The organism is Candidatus Bipolaricaulota bacterium, from assembly GCA_035528115.1.
Taxonomy (GTDB): domain Bacteria; phylum Patescibacteriota; class Patescibacteriia; order UBA11705; family DATKZF01; genus DATKZF01.
On the sequence record DATKZF010000001.1, the window covers coordinates 1 to 22,169 of the forward strand.

Below are 22,169 nucleotides of genomic sequence, written 5' to 3' on the forward strand. Positions count from 1 at the left end.
CTCATGATTTTCCTTGGTCATCCACGGACTCCAAATCCGAAGAAGAATAACACTACAAGCAGATCCTCAACCCAGGACCGTTGGTAACCCCGACGGTCTTTTTCTATGGTAGCAAAAAAATTAAAAAATATTTCACATAACATCGGGATTAGAAGAAGTTTTGTTCGTAGAACAAAATTTGGAGAAATGCCGAGCTGAGGCATTTCTCTTCTAAGCGCTGTTATATGTCCCGAATGGAGCGAAGCGGAATGAGAGCGCAGCGTGGTCGAGCGTAACGAAGTGGAGCGAAGAAGTCGGACGAAGGCGGGCGTCAATCAATCGGAAAATCCAGCTGTTCTTTTGGAATTCCTAAAGATAAACCATATTCAACAACAGGTTTCCATGTAGATTTATCATCAAAATTGAACTCAAATTTTTTATCCTTAAAAATTGCAATAACATTTCGACCTTTCCAAAAGTGCATATACCATTTTTGTTTGATATTTTTGGAAAGTCGAACAATATCCTCTTTGGAAACCTGAACAGTATAAAGATGCCATCTGTCAGCTGGATTTTCTTCTTTTGATATTCTAAATTCAATAATTTTAAAATCGTTGAGAATTCTATTGTCCTCTAAACTTTCTTCAACGATTACTCCTTTATATTCACTCATAGTATCATTAAAATTATTGGTATTAATAAAATTATCTAATTAGCCCGCTGTAGTCCGATTACATATAACTCGTTTTTATGTGTTTAATAGTGTTGATAAAAACGAGTTATGGTCTTTTATGCGAATATTTGGTAATATGTAAATAAGCAATCTCACATAAATAATATCATTTCCCAAAACATTATGCAAAAATATTTGGATGATGTTAAAAACGAGCTGAGGCTGAGAAATTATAGCCTGAAAACCATTAAAAGCTATCTTTTGTGCCTGAAAGATTTTTTTAATTATCTCCAAAAAGATTTTGAGAAAGTGGATATTGATAGGATAAAAGAATATCTTTTAAGAAAGCAGGAAAAAGGTTATTCGCCCCAGACCATTAATCTACACCTCAATTCAATCAAATTTTTTTATCGCGATATCATTAAATCCCCGCAAAAGATTGACCTCAAGTTCGCCAAAAGGTCAAAAAAACTGCCGATTGTTTTATCGAGACAAGAGATTAATAAGCTGATAAATCCGATTTCCAATGCCAAGCACCGGCTGTTAATTTCATTATCATACGGCGCCGGATTGAGGGTGAGCGAAGCGATCAGCTTGAAAGTCAAGGATATGGATTTTGATAATTTAACCATCCACCTAAAGCAGGCAAAGGGAAGAAAAGACCGCATAACGATCTTTCCCGAGAAAATGAAAAATGATCTGCTGAATTTAACCGCCGGAAAAGGAAAAGACGACTTGGTTTTTGAAAGCGAAAGGGGAGGGAAGCTATCCGAACGCAGCGCGCAGAAAGTATTTGAAAACGCTTTGAAAAAATCAGAAATAAAAAAAGACGCCACTTTTCATTCTCTGCGTCACAGCTTTGCCACGCATCTTTTGGAAAACGGTGTCAGCATTCGCTACGTTCAGGAGCTTTTGGGACATCAAAATATCAGAACAACGCAGATTTACACTCAAGTAACTTCCACTAATTTGAGAAATATTAAAAGCCCGTTTGATTTTTGAAATTTCCGGATTTAATTTTAAAAACAGCCGAATTGGCTGTTTTTAGGTTATATTGATAATTGATTTATTGTATCGTCACCATCACATCATTGCTATAAACCCCGCAACTGCCGCCCAAATATTGGCAGACGCGGAAATGATAAGTTTTGCCGATTTCAAGGTCTGACCAAATGTCGGATTTGACCGTTTTGTCGGAAATGTAGTGATATTGATTGCCCGGATAAACGGGATTTGCCGTGTCTGCGAACACGACTTTGTAGCCGTTGTCGAAATTCAGATTGCCGCTGGTCGACCAGCTCAAATTCGCCTTGCCGTTCGAGGAAGATCCCGATAGGGAAATGGAGCCCGATTCTTGGACTTCATCGCCGGTGATGGTGACAGTCGCGTCATTGCTGTACGCGCCGCAACCCGAACCCGTGTATTCGCAGACGCGGAAATGATAAGTGCCGGCCGGCAAATTCATCCAGGTAAAAGATGAGCCGGAAACAAGCTGCGCGTCATTGCCCGGATACGTCGGATTGGCGGTAGAGCCTTTGACCACTTTGAATCCTTTGGCCGCGTCAAGTCCGCTGGTTGCCCAGGTCAGGCCCGCGCCGTTGCCGTCCGCCACCGCGGTTAAAGAAATCGAGCCGGTGGTCGTCGGTTTTTGCTCGGCAATGGTGACGGTCACGTCATTGCTGTACGCGCCGCAGCCCGAGCCCGTGTATTCGCAGACGCGGAAATGATAAGTGCCGGCGGAAAGATTGGTCCATGAATAACTTCTGGTATTTTTATCGGATAAATATTGAGCGTCATTGCCCGGATACGTCGGATTGGCGTTTGACCCTTTGGCCACTTTGAAACCTTTGCTGGCGTCAAGATCGCTCGTTGTCCAGCTGAGCTTGGCCGTGGTTCCATCGGCGGAACCGGTCAGAGAAATAGAGCCGGTTTTCGTTTCTTCTTTTACGATCGCGGCCGAAGCGTCATTGGTGTAATTTTCGCATTTGCCGTCGCTTTGATAAACGCAGACGCGAAAATGATACGTGCCTTCGCCAATGTCCGTCCATGTATATGTTCGCGCGTCGCTTTGGGTGATATATTTATTTTCGTCAGCCGGAAAGGCCGGATTTTCTTTCGAGCTTTTGACTATTTTAAAACCTTTGTCAGTGTCTTTGTCCGCGATCGTCCATGTTAATTTGACGCTATCGTCATTGACCGAGGTCGAGAGCTTGAATTCTCCGATTTCGTCTTTGGCTTCTTTATCGTAAGTTATGGTAATGGTTTGTTTTGTCTCTTCGCCGTCGAGCTCCGCGGTCAATTCTATTTCATTTTTTCCTTCGGAAAGGGAAACCTCATGCTCGAATTGCTCATCTTCATGAGAGACGGCGACGCCGGAGATTTTCAAGGTGGCGTCTTTATCGACTTCGCCTTTGATCAAATACGAGTCTTCATCAGTGGTCGTTTCCGCGTCGCTCGGCTCGGTGACTTTTAATTTGATATCATCTTCGAAAAATCCCAAGCTCAATTCTTTGGCCGAGTCCTCGTCCTTGTTCCAGCTGAACCAGTCGTTTTCCAAAAGCGCTTTTTTGTCCGCGTCTTTGGTTTCCACCATGTTCTCTTCCGACTTTGTTTTGTCAATGACGCAGAGTTTGCCCGACTCCACGTTTTTCATGTTCACCAAAAGACTGTCTTTGTAAACTTTCACTTTCACTTTGCTTTCAATGACCGTGATTTTGGTCAAATCTTTATTTTCATTGTAAGTGTTGAAAGCCGTGCCCAAAGCCGTGACCTCGTCGCCGTTGATGAAAACTTGGTAAATGGCCGTGCTGTCCGGATTGACGCGATGATAGGCGTTGCCCGCGATATGATTGATGATTATGTCCGCGGCGTTGAATTCTTGAACGGTTAAAGCCGAGTTTTCATCCAACCGCACCAAACTGCCGTCGGAGAAAGTCAATTCCAGCTTGCTGTTTGATTTGGTTCGAATTGAAGTTCCTTTTTCGACTTTTTGAGTGAAACTCAAATTTTGCCACGGCTGATCGGCCGCGGTCTGATATTCGGCTTCTCCGCGCAAATAATTGATCACCGCTTGGTATTCGGTAGCGGATTCCTCGTCGTTTGAAATGATATTGGTCTGGACCGCCGCCGGTTCTTTGGCGATCGACCAGATCACGAATCCGCCGACAAAGGCGACCACGACCAAAGCGATGTAGAAGATTTTTAATTTGTAAAACGGTTTTTTGTAGTAATTGTTTTCTTTCGAGGAATAAGATGAGTAGACTTTTGGCATATTTTTTTTATGTTAAGAAGTAATGAGTAATGGGTAATTGAAACCGGAAAATAGAACTTGGGGGCTACGAAACTACGAATATTCTACTAATCCTACTAAAACATGGCTCTTGGAGGCTACGAATATTATCGTTTCTCTGTTTTTCTGTCTCATATTCTTTTGTTTCATGATTCATGAAAAAAAGCTACTTCAACTTTTTTGACATATAGTTGCCCGCCAACCGATAGCCGAGCTTGCGATAATAAGCCCGCACGCCGATGCCGGAGATCACTGCCATTTTATCATATCCTAGCACTTTCGCAATTTTTTCAGCCTCGAAAATCAATTTTTTGCCCAAACCTAGGTGCTGAGCGGCTTTTTTTGACTTTTCATCGATCGGCACCATTTGCCCGTAAGTGTGGACTTCGCGGATTAGAGCCGCCTCGCTCAATTCTTTGATGAAATGCTCATTTTTTTCCGGCAGTCGCAATCTTAAAAAAGCGTACAAAGTTTTTTTGTTTGAAGAAGCGTATTGCAAAAAATATTCTTCTCCCTTTGAAGCTTTGTATTTTTTGACGAAATATTTGGCGTTTTTTACGGCTGAAGTTTTCTCCCGCGCTTCTCGGCAACGAATGCATTTGCAGGCCGCTCCGCGCTTTTTCATTTCTTCGATCAAATACTGACGCAAGTTGCTGATTCTATTGCCCGCCTCAATGCTTTCCGCCGGAATGTCCCTGATCAATCTGATGACGCGGACATATTCCGGAATCAGTTTTTTTATTTCGCACAAAAGATCAATTAATTGCGAGGTAGAATAAGGTTTGAATTTCCCTTTTTTCCACCAATCGTAAAGCAAAGAGCCTTTGACCACCACGCAAGGATAAATTTTAATCATGTCCGGCGCAAAATCCGGATTGGAAAAAATTTCCTTGAACACGCCAAGGTCTTTTTTTAAAGTCGAGCCGGGCAAGTTCGGCATCATGTGATAAACCACCTTAAAGCCCGCGTTTTTGAGCAGTTTGGTGGCTTCAATGATTTCTTTTCGGCCATGGCCGCGTTTATTTTTTTTTAAAACATCGTCGAAAACGGATTGAACGCCCATTTCCACTTTGGTGCAACCGAGTTCGCGAAATCTTTTTATTTCTTTTTCATCAATCAAGTCCGGCCGCGTTTCCAGTGTTAGACCAATGATGCGATGCTTGGCTTTTTCGTTTGATTTCTGCGCGTCCGCCAAGTCAGCGGAGACTTTGCCGTTGGCCGCGTCAAAACAGCGTCTGATAAATCGCGTTTGATAATTTTTTTTCAAACAAGACCAAGTGCCGCCCATGACGATCAATTCGATTTTGTCCGTTTCATGGCCGTTGTTTTCCAAAGCTTTGATTCGGACTTTGACTTGTCTAAACGGGTCGAACTTCACGGCAATGGCGCGCATGACCGCGGGTTCGTTAGATAAATAGCTTTTCGGCATGTCTTTTTCTTTCGGACAATAAGCGCATTCGCCCGGGCATTTTTCGGATTTGGTCAAAACCGCGACCGGCGCCACGCCGGAGAGCGTGCGAATGGCTCTTTTTTTCAAAAGAGCGAGCAGTGTTGAATCTTTGGAGAGTTCCTTTTTTACGAGGAGATTTTGATAATAATTCAAAACTTCGGCGTTGGTGAACAAGTCGCTGATTCGATGGTCGCGCGCGAATTTTCTTTTGATTTTGTTGAGTTTGGCGTGAGTTTTCGGTTTTTTCTCAAGCAAAATTCGCAATAAGTTGTTCAATAAATCTTTTGACATCAGGTTAATTTTATGGTAATTTTAGTTAAAAGTCAATAAAAGGTTACGAGATGTACCTGCCTGCCGGCCGGCAGGCAGGTGCATCTCGTAACTAAAATATGCAGGGATATAAAAACATTGCCTCGGAATTTTCAGCCACGCGTCAATATTTGTGGCCGGAATTATTGATTTTTAAAAAATACTTAAAGAACGGACAAAAAATTCTTGATTTGGGTTGCGGTAACGGGCGTTTGGTTAAATTGTTTGACGGTTTTAATGTCGATTACCTCGGCCTTGACGTCAATGAAGAATTGATCAAATTGGCCAAAGAACAAAATTCCGATAAAAATTTCGCGACAGCTGACATTTTAAGTTTTGACGCCAATGAAAAATTCGATCTGATTTTCATGGTCGCGGTGTTGAATCATTTCAATAAAGCCGAGAGAAAAATCGTTTTGGATAAAGTTTATTCAGCGCTAAAGCCCGGAGGTTATTTATTAATGACCAATTGGAACATGCTGAATTTGAAAAACAAAAAATCTTGGTGGCGCTCAAAACATGATCATGACGCGGTCATCACGAATTGGGGGGAAGCGGCCGAATTGGTTTATTATGTTTTTTCGAAAAGAACCGCGCGAGCCGAGTTGAAAGATTTTAATTTGGAGCTGAACTTGTATTTTTCAAAAGGCCAGCGAACCAATTTTTTATTCGGCAATAATTTGGTAACCGTCGCCAGAAAAGTGGAAGTCAAATCATTCGTGGAAAAAGAATCGCGGCAAACCGCGGCCGCGGCCACTTAAATTTTTGTCAATCCGGAATTTTCCTGCTAATATTTCATTATGGAAATCGATCTGAATAAAATAAAAAAAGTGTATTTGACCGGCATCGGCGGCATCGGCGTGTCCGCTCTGGCTCGTTATTTTTTGAATTTGAAAAAAGAAGTCGTCGGCTCGGATTTGGTGTCTTCGGAAATCACCGCGGAATTGGAGACAAGAGGAGTATCGATAAATTACGATCAAAAAGTTGAGAATATTTCCGCCGGCATTGATTTGTTGATTCATTCCGCCGCGGTCAAACAAGATAATCCGGAGCGGCAAAAAGCCATTGAGCTTAATATCCCTCAAATGGGCTACAATGAATTTTTGGGTCTGCTGTCTTTGCGATACAAAACGATCGCCGTTTCCGGCACCAACGGCAAGACCACGACCACGGCCATGTTATCCGGCGCTTTGCTGGCCGGAGGCCTGGATCCGACCGTGATTTTGGGTTCGCTTTCTCCGGCGTTGGACGGCAATTTTCGCGCCGGCCAATCCGACTTTTTGGTGGTCGAAGCCTGCGAGTATCGATCTCATTTTTTGACCTTAAATCCGTTTGCCATAGTTTTAACCAACATCGAAGAAGATCATCTGGATTATTTTCGCGATATCAATCATATCTTGTCCGTTTTTCAGCAGTATATCAATAAATTAAAAAACAAAGATGATATTCTGGTTATAAATAAAGACGATGAAAACCAAAAGAAATTGGCCATGCCCGAGTGCCAAGTCATTTCCTACGGGTTCAGCGAAGACGCGGACGTGGTCGCCAAAGATTGCAGAATCGAAGGAGGCAAGCAGGTTTTTCGCGTGGAGTTCAACGGCAATGATTTGGGAGATTTTGAATTGAAAGTGCCGGGCAGATTTAACATTTCCAACGCCTTGGCGGTCATCGCGCTTTGTCTGAAATTGAATCTGAGCATCATGAAGATAAAAGAGGCATTGGCCGGATTTTCAGGGACTTGGCGCCGTCTGGAAATCGTCGGTCGCGATCCATTGGTTATTTCCGATTACGCGCATCATCCGACGGCTGTTGAAGTTACGCGCCAGGCCGTGGAAGATTTTTATCCGGGGAAAAATAAAATAATAGTGTTTCAGCCGCATCAGCATAACCGAACCAAAAAGTTGTTCGACGATTTCGTGGCCAGCTTGTTGCCCAAAGACAGAAATGAAACCATTATCATCAATGAAATTTTCGATGTGACGGGCAGAGATGAATCTGACAATGACATCAGTTCCGAAGATCTGGTCGAAGCGGTCAATAAACGAAAAATTTCCGAATTTAAAGATGTTCTTTATTCCGGAGATTTGGAAACGACTTTGAAATTGATCAAGCAAAATATTGATGACGATTCCGTGGTTTTGATCATGGGCGCCGGGGATATTTATAAAATAGCCGGGCGCATTGCACATAACACGTAACACGTATCACATAACATGAATCATTGTTACGAATTACAATAACCCGGTAGGCCGATTAATATATGTTACAAATTACATTCACCTATAGCTTTAATCCTGAGTATCTTGTAATACGTAACAAATAACCTAAAAGCTAAATAGAATATTGTAATTCGTAACAAATAACATGAAAGCTAAATAGAATTTTGTAATTAGTAACAATGAAACAATATATTAATCACCGATCACATGAACAACATAAAAGAATTACTGCCGGATATAGAAATTTTGGAAAATGAGCCCATGTCGCGGCACACGACTTTTAAGGTCGGCGGACCGGCTGAGTATTTTTGCGAAGTCAATAATAAGGCGGATTTGCATAAAGTACTGTCGGCCGCGAAAAAAGCTCATTTGCCGTTTTTCATTTTCGGCGGCGGCTCCAATCTCTTGGTTTCCGACAGCGGCATCAAAGGTTTGGTGATAAAAATGACCGAAGGCGATATTGAAATTTTTGAAAATCAAGTCAGGGTTTTTGCGGGCAATAATCTGCGCGCCATGATCGGCCAAGCGATCTCGAGCGGTTTGGCCGGCTTGGAATTCGCGGCCAATATTCCGGGCACGGTCGGCGGAGCCATTAGAGGCAATGCCGGAGCTTACGGCCAAGGCGCGGGAGATTTCGTTTATCAAGTTGAGGCGTTGAACGTTGACGGCGCTGAAGTTTCTTTGGAATTGTTATCCAAAGGAGATTGCGAATTTTCTTATCGCGACAGTGTTTTTAAAAAAAGACCTGAATTGATTATCGCCGAAGGCGTTTTCAAATTGCTGTCCAGCCGAGGCGACATCAAGGAGCGGCAAGAGGCGGTCAAAAAAGAGTTGGCCGACCGTCTGGCCAAACAGCCGTATGAATGTCCGAGCGCCGGTTGCACTTTCAAAAATGCCATTTTTGACGATAAATTTGAAGAATTGAAAGCCTGGGAAGTTCACGGGAAACTGCCCGCCGCGCGCCTCATTCAGGAAGCCGGACTGATGGGCAGCTCGATCGGCGGAGCCAAAGTTTCCGAAAAACACGCCAACTTCATCTACAATAGCCAGGATGCCACGGCTCGTGATATAATGGAATTGATGGAGATGGTGAAGAAGGAAGTTAAGGAAAAATTCGGAGTCGAGCTTGAAGAAGAAGTGCAGAAAGTCGGGGAATTCATGGATCACGTATCACGTAACACATAGCACATAACACGTATCACATATCATGGAGCATTGTTATGAATTACATTTACCTATAGCTTTAATCCTGAGAATCTTGTAATTCCTGCCTGCCGGTCTTCGACTCCCGTTCGGCCACGAGCTCACGGCCGAGTGGCGAGGTCGCTCCCTTCGAGGGCCTGAGCGGCCCCTCAGGGCCGTCGAAGGCAGACTCGAGGAGCAGGCAGGCGTAACAAATAACCTAAAAGCCAAATAGGCGATTGTAATTCGTAACAGATAACCTAGAAGCTTAATAGCGGATTGTAATTCGTAACGTGAACGTATTTGTAATTATTCGTAATAAATACAACGCCAAGGCTAGCCAATTAGAATTAATAATTCGTAACGTGAACGTAAATGTATTTGTAATCATTCGTAATAAAAACATAAACAATAAACCAAGGCTAGCATAATAGCCGCAATAATTCGTAACGTATATGCATATCAATATCAAATCGACCCACATGGACTTAACCCCGGCGATCAAAGACTACGTTTTTGACAAAGTCGGTTCGCTCGATAAGTTTTTCGACCGCGTCGACCAGGCTGACGTGGAGGTGGGCAAAACCACCAATCACCACCAAAAAGGGGATGTGTTTTTTTGCGAAATAAATTTGAGCGTGCCGAAAACTTTGCTGAGAGCCAGAGAAGAGCTTGATGATTTGTATAAAGCCATCAATAAGGCCAAAGACAGAATGCAAAGAGAATTGAAAAAATATAAAGGGAAGATGAATGTTTAACAAATTATTCTTTTAAGACGCCGTGAGGCGTCTTTTTTTTGACAGCAGTAAATTTTAAATGATATTTTTGTTGTGTGATTCGAAGCTCGGAACTTGAAAGGGGGAGTGTCATGGAAGAGTCCATTAAGATTTCGATGTCCGATGACGTTGCCGATGGTCCCGGAGGTCAGAGCGTCAGCAAGCGTCTCTGTCGATTCTGGGATGACTTTTGCGATAGGGGGATTGAACACGCGGTTCGTTTCATCTATCCATTACAGTTTCTCTCCACGGACGAGCGAGCCCTGGCCGATTACATGATACGTCGGGTCAGAACGCCATACTCCATTTTGTTGGATCCGATGTTCATCGTCTATATGTCTGAACATTCGTCTGGCCAGTTTACTTGGCGTCCGTTCGACGGCGCGAGGAAAAAAGGAAAGAAGCTGGAATTGGAGATGATCTTTGAGTGTGACGTTGTAATGATAGCTATCATTTTGCAGGAGTTAGCGGTCCAGGTGTATTCCTTGAATTGCCGTTATGCGCCGCCAAAGGATGTTGAAAAATCCTTGGTTGCGATGGCCAGAGAAAGTCTGTACAGACGAAACGCAAAAGCGGCGATTGATGGAGAAGTGCTGGCCTGCATGGAGGCGGAGACCCCCTTGCTTAGGATCGCGCACAGCGGCCCGCGCATGGTTCTGTTTTTCGCAAACAGAGAAATCAAAAACGCCCTCGAGATGAATCACTATTTCGAGTGGCTCCGCAGCGAGAAATGGGTGTTCTAAAGCGGTCTCACATGACTGCTTTTTTGAATTACTTCGCTGTTTTTTGTTGAGATAGGAATCGATTGAATAATTCAATTTTTTTGTTATACTGGCAATTATATGGATGACATAATTATTATAGGCGCGAGCTTTGCGGGTCTGAGTCTGGCTCATCATTTACCCGAGGATTATAAAATTTTAATTATAGAGAGAAAAGCTTCGCTTCGTTCCAATTTTGAATCGACTGGATTGATCACGCAAGCGACCAGGGACCATTTGGCCGGTTTTGTTGACGTTGATAAATTCATACCGAATAAAATCACCACAATCGGCGTCTTCTCGCCGGATTATGATAAACATTTTTTTTCCAGCAATGACCGGCCTTGGATTTATTCGACGGACACGCCCTCGTTGATTTCCGAAATGGCTGAAACCGTTCCCGACAACGCGCGGATCGAAAAGGCCGCTGTTTTTTCTTCATTTTCGATCAAGAACGATTCAAAATATCCGGTTGAGGTGGAATATGAAAAGGACGGACAAAGATACAAGGTCGCGGCCAAATTTTTGGTCGGCGCCGATGGCGCGAATTCCAGAGTCGCCGCCGGAGACGCCCGTCTCTCGCAAAACAAGAAATTTTTAGCCGGCTTGGAAAAAGTATTTTACGGGAATATATGCTTCGGTCCTAATCCGCAAGCCACCGTTTATCATTTTTGGTTCGGCGCGTTTTCGTTGGGATATGGCGGCTGGCTGTCGCCGACAATCATCGACGGCCGTCCCGCTTTCCGAGTTGGCCTGGCCAAGCTGGAAAAAGATATCAAAGATTTGAAAAAGCTGGACGCTTTTATTGAGATTTTAAAAAATAAAGGAATTGTCAAAGCGGAAAGCGAGGCGATTTCCACTTTCGGCAGTTTGATTCCAATTGGCGGAGTTCTGCCTGAAATATTTACCGAACATGTTTTACTTTTGGGAGACGCGGCTGGATTTTGCGGCGCTTTCGCCGCCGATGGCATTAAGGGCGCCGTGTTATCGGGCAAGGTGGCGGCCAAGTTGTTGCCCCCGCATTTGAATGGCAATAAAACCAGTTTGTTGAAATTCAAAGATGAAATGCAAAAGTTTAATAAATTGATGACTTATTACAAGAAACAGAAATTTTATCGCTGGCTATGGAATAGAATGAAAAGGGATCGGACATTTCATTCAATGTATGATTTGATAGCCGAACATAAAGATGATTTTCTCGCCCACTTTTGCGACAGCAAAGACAATGCCAAAAGTCTTGCGAGAATAGCGATTACGCCGAAAAATTTCACCAAGGCCGCCAAATACGCTCTGTATGTGTTGATGGATATTATTTATTAAAAAAAGCGTTTTTTTTATCAAAAGCGGCACTACAGTTAAAATAAAAACATTGACTTTCTTTTTGACCATTGGTAGCATAAAATTAATTGTTCGCATGAAATAATTTGTAACCATTCCTGCCTGCTCCTCGAGTCTGAGTGACGAGGTTGTCAGACCTCCGTTCGGCCCGAGCTCACGGCCGAGGGCGGAGTCGAAGACCTGCCGGCAGGTGTAATAATATAACTCCAAGGCTAGCTAATTTAGAAGTAATTATTTGTAACGTGTATGAAGAAAATATTTTTAATTATTTCATTCTTGTTCATTTTAACCGCCTGCGGCAATCAGTCCGACAATGGCATGGCCGGCGCTACCGAGCGCGAGATTAAAGCCTGCGAATTGGTGAAAGAATTCGTGGTTTTCGAAAGTCCGGACACGGAAAATGTTTCTTGTGTGCAATGTTTTTTGAAAGATCCGACCGTCTATGTCCCCGCTGATACCGTTTGGGTCGCTTTGGATCCGAAGCCGTCCGCCGAGCATCCCAATTACGAAAATTATTTGCGAAACAAAGAATACAAAGAACAAAATAACATTGAAACGCCGGCCACGACATTATTGGTCGATCCCGACAATAATATTGTGCTGGACCCCAACATTGGCGGACAATTATCCATATTGTTTTTCGAAAAAACGGACAGCAGTTTTGTTCGCGTCACCGATGACAGCCGCTTGGTTGAGCTTTACGGAGAGGATATATTAAAATAGAACGTTTTATTGCAGGCGCTTATAGTGAAATATAAACTGAGTTATGATTTTTCCATTTTTTCGAGAACAATCAGCAGAAGAGCCAATGCCTTCAATGCCGAAAAAAGAGAATCCTTTGGCTGAACGTCAGCAAACTCACCAAGAGTTTTTGGATCAGGCGCTGGAAAGGGGTCAGACAGAGTACGTGCAATTTTTGCTGGATTGTCCGTGGGTTGAATTGAAGAAACAGTTAACGATCGGAGAATTCCAATTCAACGTTTCCAAAGTTTTGCGTTCGAAGCGAGCCAATCGTTTAATGACCGTGATATTATCGGATAAGGGAGACGGAAAATTGATACCCAGATTTGTTTACAAATCGAGTTCCAATAAATCGTGGTGCGCGGCAACGGGGCTGGAGGAAAAAGAAAAGTCTTACAGGTATAAAAAGGGAAAGCATGGCGCCACTTATGGATATGAAAATAAGCTCGTGCCCGAATTGCAAAAAGTTCTAGACGAGCTGGAGACCGAGCCCGAAGATATTTTTGCCGATATTATTGGAAGATTTCATTCAGATGATATCAGGAAAAGCATGGGCGATGACTTCAGCGACGATACCTACGAAAAGGAAATCGAAAATATTGAAATGGAAAGCTTGCGGCCGTTTCTAAAAGAAGGTTATTTGCCGGGCAGCTTAACAGCGGAGGATGCCGGCGATTATTTCGAATCCTTGGACGACGATTTCCCCGGCTCCTTTGTGCCTGATTTTAAAAAAATTCCCACGAGCGTGCGCGAATCAGATGATGTTACTTATGAAACGTATCCGGCGCTGCTCGAGGGGAGTTCGATTGAATGGGAGATGGCCTATAATAAAGAAGGCAGAGTTTGGATTGAGAGGATAGCGCTTCTTCCGATTGAGGTCAGCAGTTACGGCACTCAACGAAATGTTTTGGTGGTTGGTCTGCTTGGCCATAAGCCCTTTGATTACGCTTCACAGGCCGGCGGTCTGGAAAAAGGAGAATATGAGGAATTATCGGCTTCTCAAAAAGATGATCCGCGGCGAATCATCGATATTACTCCGCTTTTAAATAAACTTAAACCGATTCGTCAGTTTAAAAAACAGCTAAAGTTTGCGTGATGTTTTTTATTTGACATGGCGATTTTTTAACTCTAAAATATTATTAGAACAATAATAAAATTTATGGCTTTAGACGACAAGGATTTACAAAAAATAGGGGAGAAAATAGACGAAAGGCTTGATCAAGGTTTTGGTAGGTTTAGGCATGAGATAGTGGAAGTAATTGAGCAGAATATTAATCCCCAGTTTGACGAGCTAAGAGCTGGCGTCAGTGATTTGAAATCCGATGTCAGCGAGCTGAAATCCGATGTCAGCGAGTTGAAATCTGACGTGAATAATATAAAAGCTCAGATGGTTACTAAAGATTATCTCGATGATAAACTCGCTGATTTGCGTGGAGATTATGTTGTTTTAATGAGGAAAGAAGATAAGAAATTGACAAAATTGGTTGAAATATTGACTAGAAGAGAGTTGATTGACACAGCTGACGCGGATGAAGTGCTAACCTTGGAGCCGTTTCGAAAGGTATAAGATATTTTTTAATGCAAAAGAAGCCCCGCTCGGGACTTCTTTTTTTATCTCGATTCTTTATTTTTTCCTGAGCGACACTTCATCCGGATGCTCACTGCCGCAATCGAATTGAGACATGTCCGTCAAAAAATTCAAATTGGCTTTGCCGCTTTCAATTGCCAGCTCCGCTATTTGTTTGTCGTTTATTGCCACGGAAGCGGTGTTCGGAGACGACGGCTCAATCAGCGCATTGACTTCGCAGGTATGGCCGGCTCCGTAGACCGCGTCCCATCGGCCGGTTAATTCGCCTTGGTCGGTTAAAGCGATGATTAAATCCGCGGTAATATTTTCGTTGTCGATCGTGTAAGTATTGACGAAATTAAAATAAGTTTCCAGCAATTGTTTCACGCAGTCCGCATCTTGGCAATGTTCGCCGAAATAATTTTCCAATTTGGTTATGGGTTTGAATTCCGTTTTTTGCCAATCCAGCACGGCCGTATTGTAAATCGACCAGCCGCTCGGTCCTTTTTTATAACCTTCGGTCAAGATAATGATTTCATTTTCACGATCAAAATCGATATTGGTGAACATGACCGAAACGATGCCGATATTGTCCACGGTTTCGTTGTCGAATTGGTGAAATGCGGGAAAAGCTATTTCTTTGTAACCGGCGGTTTTCGGCGCCAGAACTTTGCCGTAAAATTCGCATTGAACGCAGCCTTGCGCTTTGTAAAACATCAGGATGGCGTCATTCCACGCCCCGAAGTCGCCGCTTTGCGGCAGGTATTCCAATTCCGCCCCGGCATCCAAATGTCCTGCCGCGATTTTGGATATATCGGACATGGCCTCCGTTGATTCGTCGGTCGCGGCCGAAAGATCCAAAGACGCGTTTTGAGTGAAATCATCGTTGAAATGTTCCGGTGATTCATTTTTCAATTCAATGGAATTCGTTTGATCTTGATCGCCGGCGTGTTTTATTTTGCCCGCGATTTTCCAAATCGAGTATCCGAAAATGGCCAAAGTGATAATGGCCGTTATGATTAAAGCCGTTGGAACGGATTTTTTTCTGATGTCTTTTAAAGCCATATATTTGTTATATTTATTGAATTTTAGCATTTTCTCGCCCAAAAGTAAAGTCTTTGACCGGGTGTTTGAAATTTGTCGGATAAAGTGTTAAGATGAAATAGATTTTAAAGCCGGCAAGGTTCCAAATCGGATCTGGCGACCGGCTGTCTTGATCAAATGATTTATGTCAATTTTCACGAAAATTTTAGGAGACCCGAATAAAAAAGTCATTGATGAATTGATGCCGATTGTTGACGCTGTCAATTCTTTCGGGGACGCGTTGTCCGTCTTGACCGATGATGAGCTGAAGAATAAAACTTCGTATTTCAAGGCTCTTTTGGCAAGCGGCAAAACGCTTGATGACATTTTACCCGAAGCTTTCGCCACCGTAAAAGAGACCGCTTGGCGGTCTTTGTCGCTGAGGCATTTCAACTCTCAGGTTATCGGCGGCATGGTGCTTCATCAGGGCAAGATCGCGGAAATGAAAACCGGAGAAGGAAAAACATTGGCGGCCACCTTGCCCGTGTATCTGAACGCATTGGTCGGCAAAGGCGTGCATGTCATTACGGTTAATGATTATTTGGCGAAAAGGGACACCGTTTGGATGGGGCAGGTTTATGATTTTTTGGGTCTTTCGGTCGGCTGCGTCCAGCATGACAGCGCTTTTTTATATGATGAGAATTTTTCCGGAGAAAAAGAAGCGGATGAACAAAGAGACGCCAAAGGCGCTTATAAAGTGCAAGAAAAATTTCTAAGACCCGTTTCCAGAAAAGACGCCTACGCGGCCGATATCGTTTACGGCACGAATAATGAATTCGGTTTCGATTATTTGCGCGACAACATGGTTTCCGATATCAAACAAAAAGTTCAGCGAGAACTTAATTATGCCATTATCGACGAAGTCGACTCCATTTTGATCGACGAAGCCAGAACGCCGTTGATTATTTCCGCGCCGGCCGAAGAATCCGCTGATCTATATAATAAATTCGCCAAGCTGGTGCCGAAATTGATTGAAAATCAAGATTACAACATTGATGAAAAAATGAGAGCGGCGACCTTGACCGAAGAAGGCATTGAGAAAATAGAAAAAATGCTGGGTCTCGGCAATGTTTGGACCGAAGGCGGCATAAGAATGGTGCATCATCTGGAAGAAGCGCTGAAAGCCATGGCGTTATTCAAAAATGATCGTGATTATGTGATAAAAGACGGGGAGATCGTGATTATAGATGAATTCACGGGCAGATTGATGGAAGGCCGCCGTTATTCCGAAGGTTTGCATCAAGCGATTGAAGCCAAGGAAGGGGTGGAGGTCAGAAAAGAAAGCCGAACTTTAGCCACCATCACTTTTCAGAATTATTTTCGAATGTATGAAAAATTGAGCGGCATGACCGGCACGGCCGAAACCGAAGCCGAAGAATTCGGTAAAATTTACAAGCTGGATGTTTTATCCATTCCGACCAATAAAAAAATGATCAGGCAAGACGATCCGGACCGAATTTTCGCCACGGAAGCGGGTAAATTCAAAGCCATCGTCAACGAAGCGAAAATGCTTCATGAAAAAGGCCAACCGGTTTTGATTGGCACTATTTCGATTGAAAAAAATGAAATATTGAGCGGCTTGTTGGCGGCCGCGGGCGTGCCTCATCAGGTTTTGAACGCCAAAAATCATGAAAAAGAAGCCAGCATCATCGCGCAGGCCGGTAAAAGCGGCGGTGTCACCGTGGCCACCAACATGGCCGGCCGCGGCGTGGATATTATTTTGGGCGGCGTTCCGTTCGATAAAGAGGAATATGAAAAGGTAAAAAATTCCGGTGGTCTTTTCGTGCTGGGCACGGAAAGGCATGAATCAAGGCGCATAGACAATCAGCTTCGAGGCCGAGCGGGCAGACAGGGCGATCCCGGAGCTTCTCAGTTTTACGTTTCCGCGGAAGATGATTTGATGAGAGTTTTTGGTTCCGAGCGGGTCAAATCCATTTTGCAAACGCTTAAAGTTCCCGAAGACATGCCCATTGAGAATAAATTTATCAGCCGCGCCTTGGAAAAAGCGCAGGTCAGAGTCGAAGGTTATCATTTCGACACTCGAAAACATTTGGTTGAATACGACGACGTGATGAATAAACAGCGCGATTTTATTTATCGCAAAAGAAATTACATCCTAGGCGAGTCGGTCGAGTCTCCGGAAAAGGTGAGAGAAATCGTTATTGAAATGATCGATGGCGAGATCGAACAATTGGTTTCTTTTCATACGGCCGGCGAGGCGCAAAGCGCGTGGGACATCAAGGAAATAGCCGAGACCGCCAAAACCATGTTCCCGACGACTCCGGATCTTTTCGAACAGCTCTCCGCCTTGGAAAAAACGGCGGGCGATCGCGAAAATGACGCTATGGCTCGCACGGCTATTATTGAATTTTTGCAGAAGTCGGCTAAAAAGCAATATGACGCTTTGATTGAAAGAATAAATGAGGCGGGCAAAGATGTTGAGATCAGCATGCCTGTCATTGAAAAAGAAATATTGGTCAGGAGTATTGATAATTTATGGGTGGATCATTTGGACGCTTTGGACGGTCTAAGAACCGGCATCGGATTGCGCGGCTACGGGCAAAGGGATCCATTGATCGAATATAAAAAAGAAAGTCGATCGATGTTCGAACAACTTCAAAACATGATCGGCCAGCAGGTGGCGCGCAGTATTTTCAAAGTCGGTCTGATAAAACCGGAAACGCCCGGCGTGATGCAATCGCCAAACGTTTCTTTGAGCGCTCCGTCCAAGGTCGCCGGCTCTTCGAATTCGACATTTTCCGCGGACAAAATGAACGATCCGTACAAAACCGCTCGACGCCAGCTATCAAACCCGGTCAAGCAAAAGACGCGCGACGCATCTGGCAACAAAGTCGGCCGAAACGATCCGTGCCCTTGCGGCAGCGGCAAAAAATTTAAGAAATGTTGCGGAGGATAATCGATTTACATTATGCGCATATTCGGGTTGCGCTCCGCGCAAGATTCGGCTATAATGTTTTCACCGTTTAATCAATTTATTTATTAAAAATTTCCGCGCTAATAAGTTAAATGCTATGTCCAAGATAAAAAGCAGAACAAAAATACGAATTTTCGTCGGTGTTATAATCATTCTCGCCATGTTTTTGGCGATTGTGGATTTTCCGGCTTTGGCGAACAATTCGATCGGACAATTTCATACCAAGGATTTTCATTTGGGTCTTGATTTGCAAGGCGGCACTCATTTGGTTTATGAGGCCGATGTTTCTGGTGTCGAAGCGGGCGAAGAAGGCGCCGCGATGGAAGGACTCAGAGACGTTATTGAAAGACGAGTCAATGATCTGGGCGTGTCCGAACCTTTGGTGCAAGTCAATCGTTCCGGAGAAAAATGGCGAGTGATCGTGGAATTGGCCGGCATAAAAGACGTTAAAGAGGCGATTGGCAGAATAGGCGACACGCCGCTTTTGGAATTCAAAGAACAAAACACGGAAAAGTCCAGAGATCTGACCGCGGAAGAAAAACAACAAATGGACGCCTACAATAAGGACGCGAAAGCCAGGGCGGACGAAGTTTTGCAAAAAGCTTTGGCCGGAGAAGACTTCAATGAATTGGTGAAAAATTATTCCGAAGATGAGGATACCAAAAATAATAACGGCGAAATCGGCTATGTTTCGGAGAACAGTTTTTACGCCGAATTTCATCCATTGGTCAAGGATTTGTCCGTCGGTGAGACGGCGCCATCCACAGTGGAAAATCCCGATGGCATAAATATCGTGAAAGTTTTGGACAAAAGAGACGGACCTAAGGAAGTGGACGCCGCTCATGTTTTGATTTGCTACAAAGACGCGCTTTATTGCGAGCAAGATATTTCAAAAGACGAGGCCAAAGCCAAAATTGAGGAAATAAAAGCGCAGGCCGCGCCGGAGAATTTTTCCCAGCTGGCCAAAGACAATTCCGATGATCTAGGTTCAAAAGAAAACGGCGGAGATCTCGGTTGGTTCAGCGAAGAAATGATGGTCGAGCCTTTTGCCAAAGCGGCTTTTAATCTGGCCGACGGTCAAATTTCCGATATTGTGGAAACCGACTATGGTTATCATCTTATTTATAAAAAAAGCGAACGCGTGGAGCCGGAATTCAAAATAGCCAGGATTTTAATAAAAACTCAAAGCGAATCGGATTATGTGCCGCCGATTGAGGAATGGGCGAATACCGGTTTGTCAGGCAAGCAGTTGAAGCGATCCAGCGTGCAGTTTGATCCCAATACCAACGCTCCGCAGGTGGGTCTGGAATTCAATGATGAAGGGAAGACTTTATTCGCAGAGATCACCAAACGCAACGTGGGCAACCCCGTGGCCATTTATTTGGATAATTCTCCAATCAGCGTGCCGCGAGTCAACGAAGCGATTAGCGACGGGCGAGCGGTGATTTCCGGCAATTTTTCCATCCAGGAAGCCAAACTTTTGTCCCAGCGGCTCAATGCCGGCGCTCTGCCGGTTCCCGTGCAATTGGTCAGCCAACAGACCGTGGGCGCGACGCTGGGCGGAGAATCATTGAATAAAAGTTTGTTTGCCGGCATGATCGGCCTTATCGCCGTGGCGTTGTTCATGATTCTTTTCTATAGACTGCCCGGACTTTTGGCGGTTATCGCGTTGCTTGTTTATGGAGTGCTGGTATTGTTTTTATTCAAATACATTCCGGTTACCTTGACCTTGTCGGGCATTGCCGGTTTCTTGCTGTCGATCGGCATGGCCGTGGACGCCAACGTGCTCATTTTTGAGCGCATGAAAGAAGAAGTCAGAGACGGCAAACCGCTCGATTTATCCATTCGAGAAGGATTCAAACGCGCGTGGTCTTCCATTCGCGACGGCAATTTATCAACCTTGATCACTTGTTTTATTCTTGCTTGGTTCGGCACCAGCATGATCAGAGGCTTTGCCATTACGCTCAGTGTCGGTATTTTGGTCAGCATGTTTTCGGCCATTGTGATTACCAGACAGTTCTTGAAGGTGTTCATTACGCCGAAAAATCAAAATAAATCCAAAGTGCTGTGGCTGTTCGGAGTTAAAAAAAGGAGCTGATAATTCACAAAATATTTATGAAACAACAGATAATTCAAAAACGAAAAATATACCTGTCGATATCAAGCGTTTTGGTGTTGCTCAGCATTTTGAGTTTGATCGCTTGGGGGCTCAAGCCGGGCATCGATTTTACGGGCGGCAGTTTGCTGGAAGCCAGATTCAATGGCATTGAAACACCAACGGGCCAAGACGTAAGAACCAAATTGGCTGAATTGAATCTCGAAGGAGATGTTATTGTTCAGCAATCGGGAGATAACGGTTTATTAATCAGAATGAAAGTCGATGATGAACAAAATCATCAGGCTGTTTTGGACAAATTGAAAGAATCTTATAATGTCGGCGACAGTCAAAACGTGGAAGAATTGAGATTCGAATCCATCGGACCGTCGATCGGAGCGGAATTGCAGAAAAAGGCGGTGCTGGCCGTACTGCTCGTTTTGGTCGCCATAGTATTGTATATAGCCTGGGCGTTTAGAAAAGTGTCTTGGCCGATCGCTTCCTGGAAATACGGCGTGATCGCCATCATCGCTTTGTTTCATGATATTTTAATCACTTTGGGCGTTTTTTCCGTGCTAGGACATTTCGCCAATATCGAAGTAGGCTTGCCTTTTGTCGCCGCGCTTTTGACCATTCTGGGTTATTCGGTCAATGACACCATTGTGGTTTTTGACCGCGTCAGGGAAAATCTGGCCAAATTCGGCAAAAGCGATTTTGAAAAGTTGGTCAATGACAGCGTTAACTCCACTTTTGTTCGATCATTGAATACCTCTATGACCACCTTGCTTGTTCTGTTGGTGATTTTCATTTTCGGCGGCATGTCAATCAAATATTTCGCTCTGGCTCTGATGATCGGCATTTTGTCCGGCACCTATTCATCGATTTTCATCGCCAGTCCGCTTTTGGTGGTTTGGCAGAAGTTGATGACCAGAAGAAATCAATAAAAATATTAAAAAATGGCGATTGGCGCTGTTTTTTAAGTTGATAAAGCTTTTATGAAAATACTTCTTGTTCAAATAAGAAAAGATAAAATGAAGGAGCATGAATATGATTGTTTTTTGGCCGGTTTGGGTTTGGAAAAAGAAGAACTTGTTTCTTATGACATGTTTGGAAAAAAGACAATATCGCCCGCGGACGTGAAAGGCTATGACGCCGTGATCATCGGAGGCAGCGGTGATTATTCCGCTTATAACGAGGAGGGACTTGAATTCTTGGGAGAATTGAAAGCCTTCATGAATCACTGTTTGACGGTGAATATTCCGGTTTTGGGTGTTTGTTTCGGCATGCAGCTGGCGGCCGCCGCCTTTGCCGGAGAAGTGATAGAAGATAACGAGCAAAAAGAGGCCGGAGTTTTTAAAATATTTTTGACGGAGCAAGGCAGTCAAAATTCCATTTTTGAAGGTCTGAGCGATTCTTTTGACGCCGTGATCGGACATATGGATTGCGTTAGTCGTTTACCGGAGAACGCGGTGTTATTGGCTTATTCTAAAAAGTGTCCGATTCAAGCTTTTACTTTCCCGAATAAAAATTTTTATATGTTTCAATTTCATTCCGAATTGTCAAAAGAAGGCATGTTGGAGCGATTGAGGTTTTATTTCAACAAGGGGTATGCGAAGCAGGAAGAAATAGACGATATTTCAAATAACGCGCCGCTTGTAACCGAACCGATGCGTATATTGAAAAATTTCAAGAAAATAGTCGAAGAAAATGCAAAAAAAAGGCCTTTATAAACGGGCTTTTTTCATTGGTAATTTTGATTGACTCATTCCTGA

18 protein-coding genes are annotated in these 22,169 nt (G+C 43.8%); 14 read left to right on the plus strand and 4 right to left on the minus strand.

Going from position 1 to position 22,169, the window contains the following annotated elements; translation table 11 throughout:
- Positions 1-310: 310 nt before the first annotated feature.
- Positions 311-652, minus strand: a complete 342-nt coding sequence (locus VMX18_00005; GenBank protein ID HUT21776.1) for a hypothetical protein — start codon at positions 650-652, stop codon at positions 311-313.
- Positions 653-835: 183 nt separating this feature from the next.
- On the opposite strand from VMX18_00005, the gene xerA reads away from it, so the two are divergent.
- Positions 836-1,654, plus strand: a complete 819-nt coding sequence (gene xerA, locus VMX18_00010) for a site-specific tyrosine recombinase/integron integrase (GenBank protein ID HUT21777.1) — start codon at positions 836-838, stop codon at positions 1,652-1,654.
- A 64-nt stretch (positions 1,655-1,718) separates the two neighbouring features.
- On the opposite strand, the gene VMX18_00015 is transcribed toward xerA, so the two are convergent.
- Complete coding sequence (locus tag VMX18_00015; GenBank protein ID HUT21778.1) at positions 1,719-3,923, minus strand: FecR domain-containing protein; 2,205 nt, start codon at positions 3,921-3,923, stop codon at positions 1,719-1,721.
- Positions 3,924-4,107: 184 nt separating this feature from the next.
- The gene (locus VMX18_00020; GenBank protein ID HUT21779.1) at positions 4,108-5,682 is read right to left on the minus strand and encodes a tRNA uridine(34) 5-carboxymethylaminomethyl modification radical SAM/GNAT enzyme Elp3; all 1,575 of its coding nucleotides are present in this window, start codon (positions 5,680-5,682) and stop codon (positions 4,108-4,110) included.
- A gap of 98 nt (positions 5,683-5,780) precedes the next feature.
- Between VMX18_00020 and VMX18_00025 the strand changes: the two genes are divergently transcribed.
- The 9 genes from VMX18_00025 to VMX18_00065 all read left to right on the plus strand — a co-directional run bounded on the left by VMX18_00025 (position 5,781) and on the right by VMX18_00065 (position 14,284).
- On the plus strand, positions 5,781-6,461 hold the full coding sequence (locus VMX18_00025; protein ID HUT21780.1) for a class I SAM-dependent methyltransferase: 681 nt from the start codon (positions 5,781-5,783) through the stop codon (positions 6,459-6,461).
- 39 nt (positions 6,462-6,500) lie between these two features.
- Positions 6,501-7,898: a UDP-N-acetylmuramate--L-alanine ligase gene (murC, locus tag VMX18_00030; protein HUT21781.1), complete on the plus strand. Its 1,398-nt coding sequence runs from the start codon at positions 6,501-6,503 to the stop codon at positions 7,896-7,898.
- Between the two features lie 228 nt (positions 7,899-8,126).
- A complete protein-coding gene (gene murB, locus VMX18_00035) occupies positions 8,127-9,104 on the plus strand; it encodes a UDP-N-acetylmuramate dehydrogenase (GenBank protein HUT21782.1) in 978 nt (325 codons plus the stop codon).
- A gap of 452 nt (positions 9,105-9,556) precedes the next feature.
- Positions 9,557-9,859: a ribosome-associated translation inhibitor RaiA gene (gene raiA / locus VMX18_00040; protein HUT21783.1), complete on the plus strand. Its 303-nt coding sequence runs from the start codon at positions 9,557-9,559 to the stop codon at positions 9,857-9,859.
- Between the two features lie 110 nt (positions 9,860-9,969).
- Complete coding sequence (locus tag VMX18_00045) at positions 9,970-10,620, plus strand: hypothetical protein (protein HUT21784.1); 651 nt, start codon at positions 9,970-9,972, stop codon at positions 10,618-10,620.
- Positions 10,621-10,719: 99 nt separating this feature from the next.
- Positions 10,720-11,958 carry an FAD-dependent monooxygenase gene (locus tag VMX18_00050; protein HUT21785.1) on the plus strand — a complete coding sequence of 413 codons (1,239 nt, stop codon included), beginning with the start codon at positions 10,720-10,722 and terminating at the stop codon, positions 11,956-11,958.
- Between the two features lie 264 nt (positions 11,959-12,222).
- The gene (locus VMX18_00055; GenBank protein HUT21786.1) at positions 12,223-12,699 is read left to right on the plus strand and encodes a membrane lipoprotein lipid attachment site-containing protein; all 477 of its coding nucleotides are present in this window, start codon (positions 12,223-12,225) and stop codon (positions 12,697-12,699) included.
- Between the two features lie 43 nt (positions 12,700-12,742).
- Entirely contained in the window at positions 12,743-13,813 is a 1,071-nt protein-coding gene (locus VMX18_00060) for a hypothetical protein (GenBank protein ID HUT21787.1), read from the plus strand.
- 63 nt (positions 13,814-13,876) lie between these two features.
- Positions 13,877-14,284 carry a hypothetical protein gene (locus VMX18_00065; protein ID HUT21788.1) on the plus strand — a complete coding sequence of 136 codons (408 nt, stop codon included), beginning with the start codon at positions 13,877-13,879 and terminating at the stop codon, positions 14,282-14,284.
- A 57-nt stretch (positions 14,285-14,341) separates the two neighbouring features.
- On the opposite strand, the gene VMX18_00070 is transcribed toward VMX18_00065, so the two are convergent.
- The gene (locus VMX18_00070) at positions 14,342-15,349 is read right to left on the minus strand and encodes a hypothetical protein (protein HUT21789.1); all 1,008 of its coding nucleotides are present in this window, start codon (positions 15,347-15,349) and stop codon (positions 14,342-14,344) included.
- 163 nt (positions 15,350-15,512) lie between these two features.
- Here VMX18_00070 and secA point away from each other — a divergent pair, with 163 nt between their 5' ends.
- From secA to VMX18_00090, 4 genes are all read left to right on the plus strand, one after another.
- Positions 15,513-18,284 carry a preprotein translocase subunit SecA gene (gene secA, locus VMX18_00075; GenBank protein ID HUT21790.1) on the plus strand — a complete coding sequence of 924 codons (2,772 nt, stop codon included), beginning with the start codon at positions 15,513-15,515 and terminating at the stop codon, positions 18,282-18,284.
- A 115-nt stretch (positions 18,285-18,399) separates the two neighbouring features.
- Complete coding sequence (gene secD, locus VMX18_00080) at positions 18,400-20,400, plus strand: protein translocase subunit SecD (GenBank protein HUT21791.1); 2,001 nt, start codon at positions 18,400-18,402, stop codon at positions 20,398-20,400.
- A gap of 17 nt (positions 20,401-20,417) precedes the next feature.
- Entirely contained in the window at positions 20,418-21,341 is a 924-nt protein-coding gene (gene secF, locus VMX18_00085; protein HUT21792.1) for a protein translocase subunit SecF, read from the plus strand.
- 51 nt (positions 21,342-21,392) lie between these two features.
- Positions 21,393-22,127, plus strand: a complete 735-nt coding sequence (locus tag VMX18_00090; protein ID HUT21793.1) for a gamma-glutamyl-gamma-aminobutyrate hydrolase family protein — start codon at positions 21,393-21,395, stop codon at positions 22,125-22,127.
- Positions 22,128-22,169 lie beyond the last annotated feature (42 nt).

Excerpts from the sequence above, each read along its gene's own strand:
- VMX18_00065 (HUT21788.1), top strand. The coding sequence starts at position 13,877 with ATGGCTTTAGACGACAAGGATTTACAAAAAATAGGGGAGAAAATAGAC.
- VMX18_00060 (HUT21787.1), top strand. The coding sequence starts at position 12,743 with ATGATTTTTCCATTTTTTCGAGAACAATCAGCAGAAGAGCCAATGCCT.
- secA (HUT21790.1), top strand. The coding sequence starts at position 15,513 with ATGTCAATTTTCACGAAAATTTTAGGAGACCCGAATAAAAAAGTCATT.
- VMX18_00005 (HUT21776.1), bottom strand. The coding sequence starts at position 652 with ATGAGTGAATATAAAGGAGTAATCGTTGAAGAAAGTTTAGAGGACAAT.
- xerA (HUT21777.1), top strand. The coding sequence starts at position 836 with ATGCAAAAATATTTGGATGATGTTAAAAACGAGCTGAGGCTGAGAAAT.
- murB (HUT21782.1), top strand. The coding sequence starts at position 8,127 with ATGAACAACATAAAAGAATTACTGCCGGATATAGAAATTTTGGAAAAT.
- VMX18_00015 (HUT21778.1), bottom strand. The coding sequence starts at position 3,923 with ATGCCAAAAGTCTACTCATCTTATTCCTCGAAAGAAAACAATTACTAC.
- raiA (HUT21783.1), top strand. The coding sequence starts at position 9,557 with ATGCATATCAATATCAAATCGACCCACATGGACTTAACCCCGGCGATC.
- VMX18_00025 (HUT21780.1), top strand. The coding sequence starts at position 5,781 with ATGCAGGGATATAAAAACATTGCCTCGGAATTTTCAGCCACGCGTCAA.
- VMX18_00020 (HUT21779.1), bottom strand. The coding sequence starts at position 5,682 with ATGTCAAAAGATTTATTGAACAACTTATTGCGAATTTTGCTTGAGAAA.
- VMX18_00070 (HUT21789.1), bottom strand. The coding sequence starts at position 15,349 with ATGGCTTTAAAAGACATCAGAAAAAAATCCGTTCCAACGGCTTTAATC.
- VMX18_00045 (HUT21784.1), top strand. The coding sequence starts at position 9,970 with ATGGAAGAGTCCATTAAGATTTCGATGTCCGATGACGTTGCCGATGGT.
- VMX18_00090 (HUT21793.1), top strand. The coding sequence starts at position 21,393 with ATGAAAATACTTCTTGTTCAAATAAGAAAAGATAAAATGAAGGAGCAT.
- murC (HUT21781.1), top strand. The coding sequence starts at position 6,501 with ATGGAAATCGATCTGAATAAAATAAAAAAAGTGTATTTGACCGGCATC.
- VMX18_00050 (HUT21785.1), top strand. The coding sequence starts at position 10,720 with ATGGATGACATAATTATTATAGGCGCGAGCTTTGCGGGTCTGAGTCTG.
- secD (HUT21791.1), top strand. The coding sequence starts at position 18,400 with ATGTCCAAGATAAAAAGCAGAACAAAAATACGAATTTTCGTCGGTGTT.
- secF (HUT21792.1), top strand. The coding sequence starts at position 20,418 with ATGAAACAACAGATAATTCAAAAACGAAAAATATACCTGTCGATATCA.
- VMX18_00055 (HUT21786.1), top strand. The coding sequence starts at position 12,223 with ATGAAGAAAATATTTTTAATTATTTCATTCTTGTTCATTTTAACCGCC.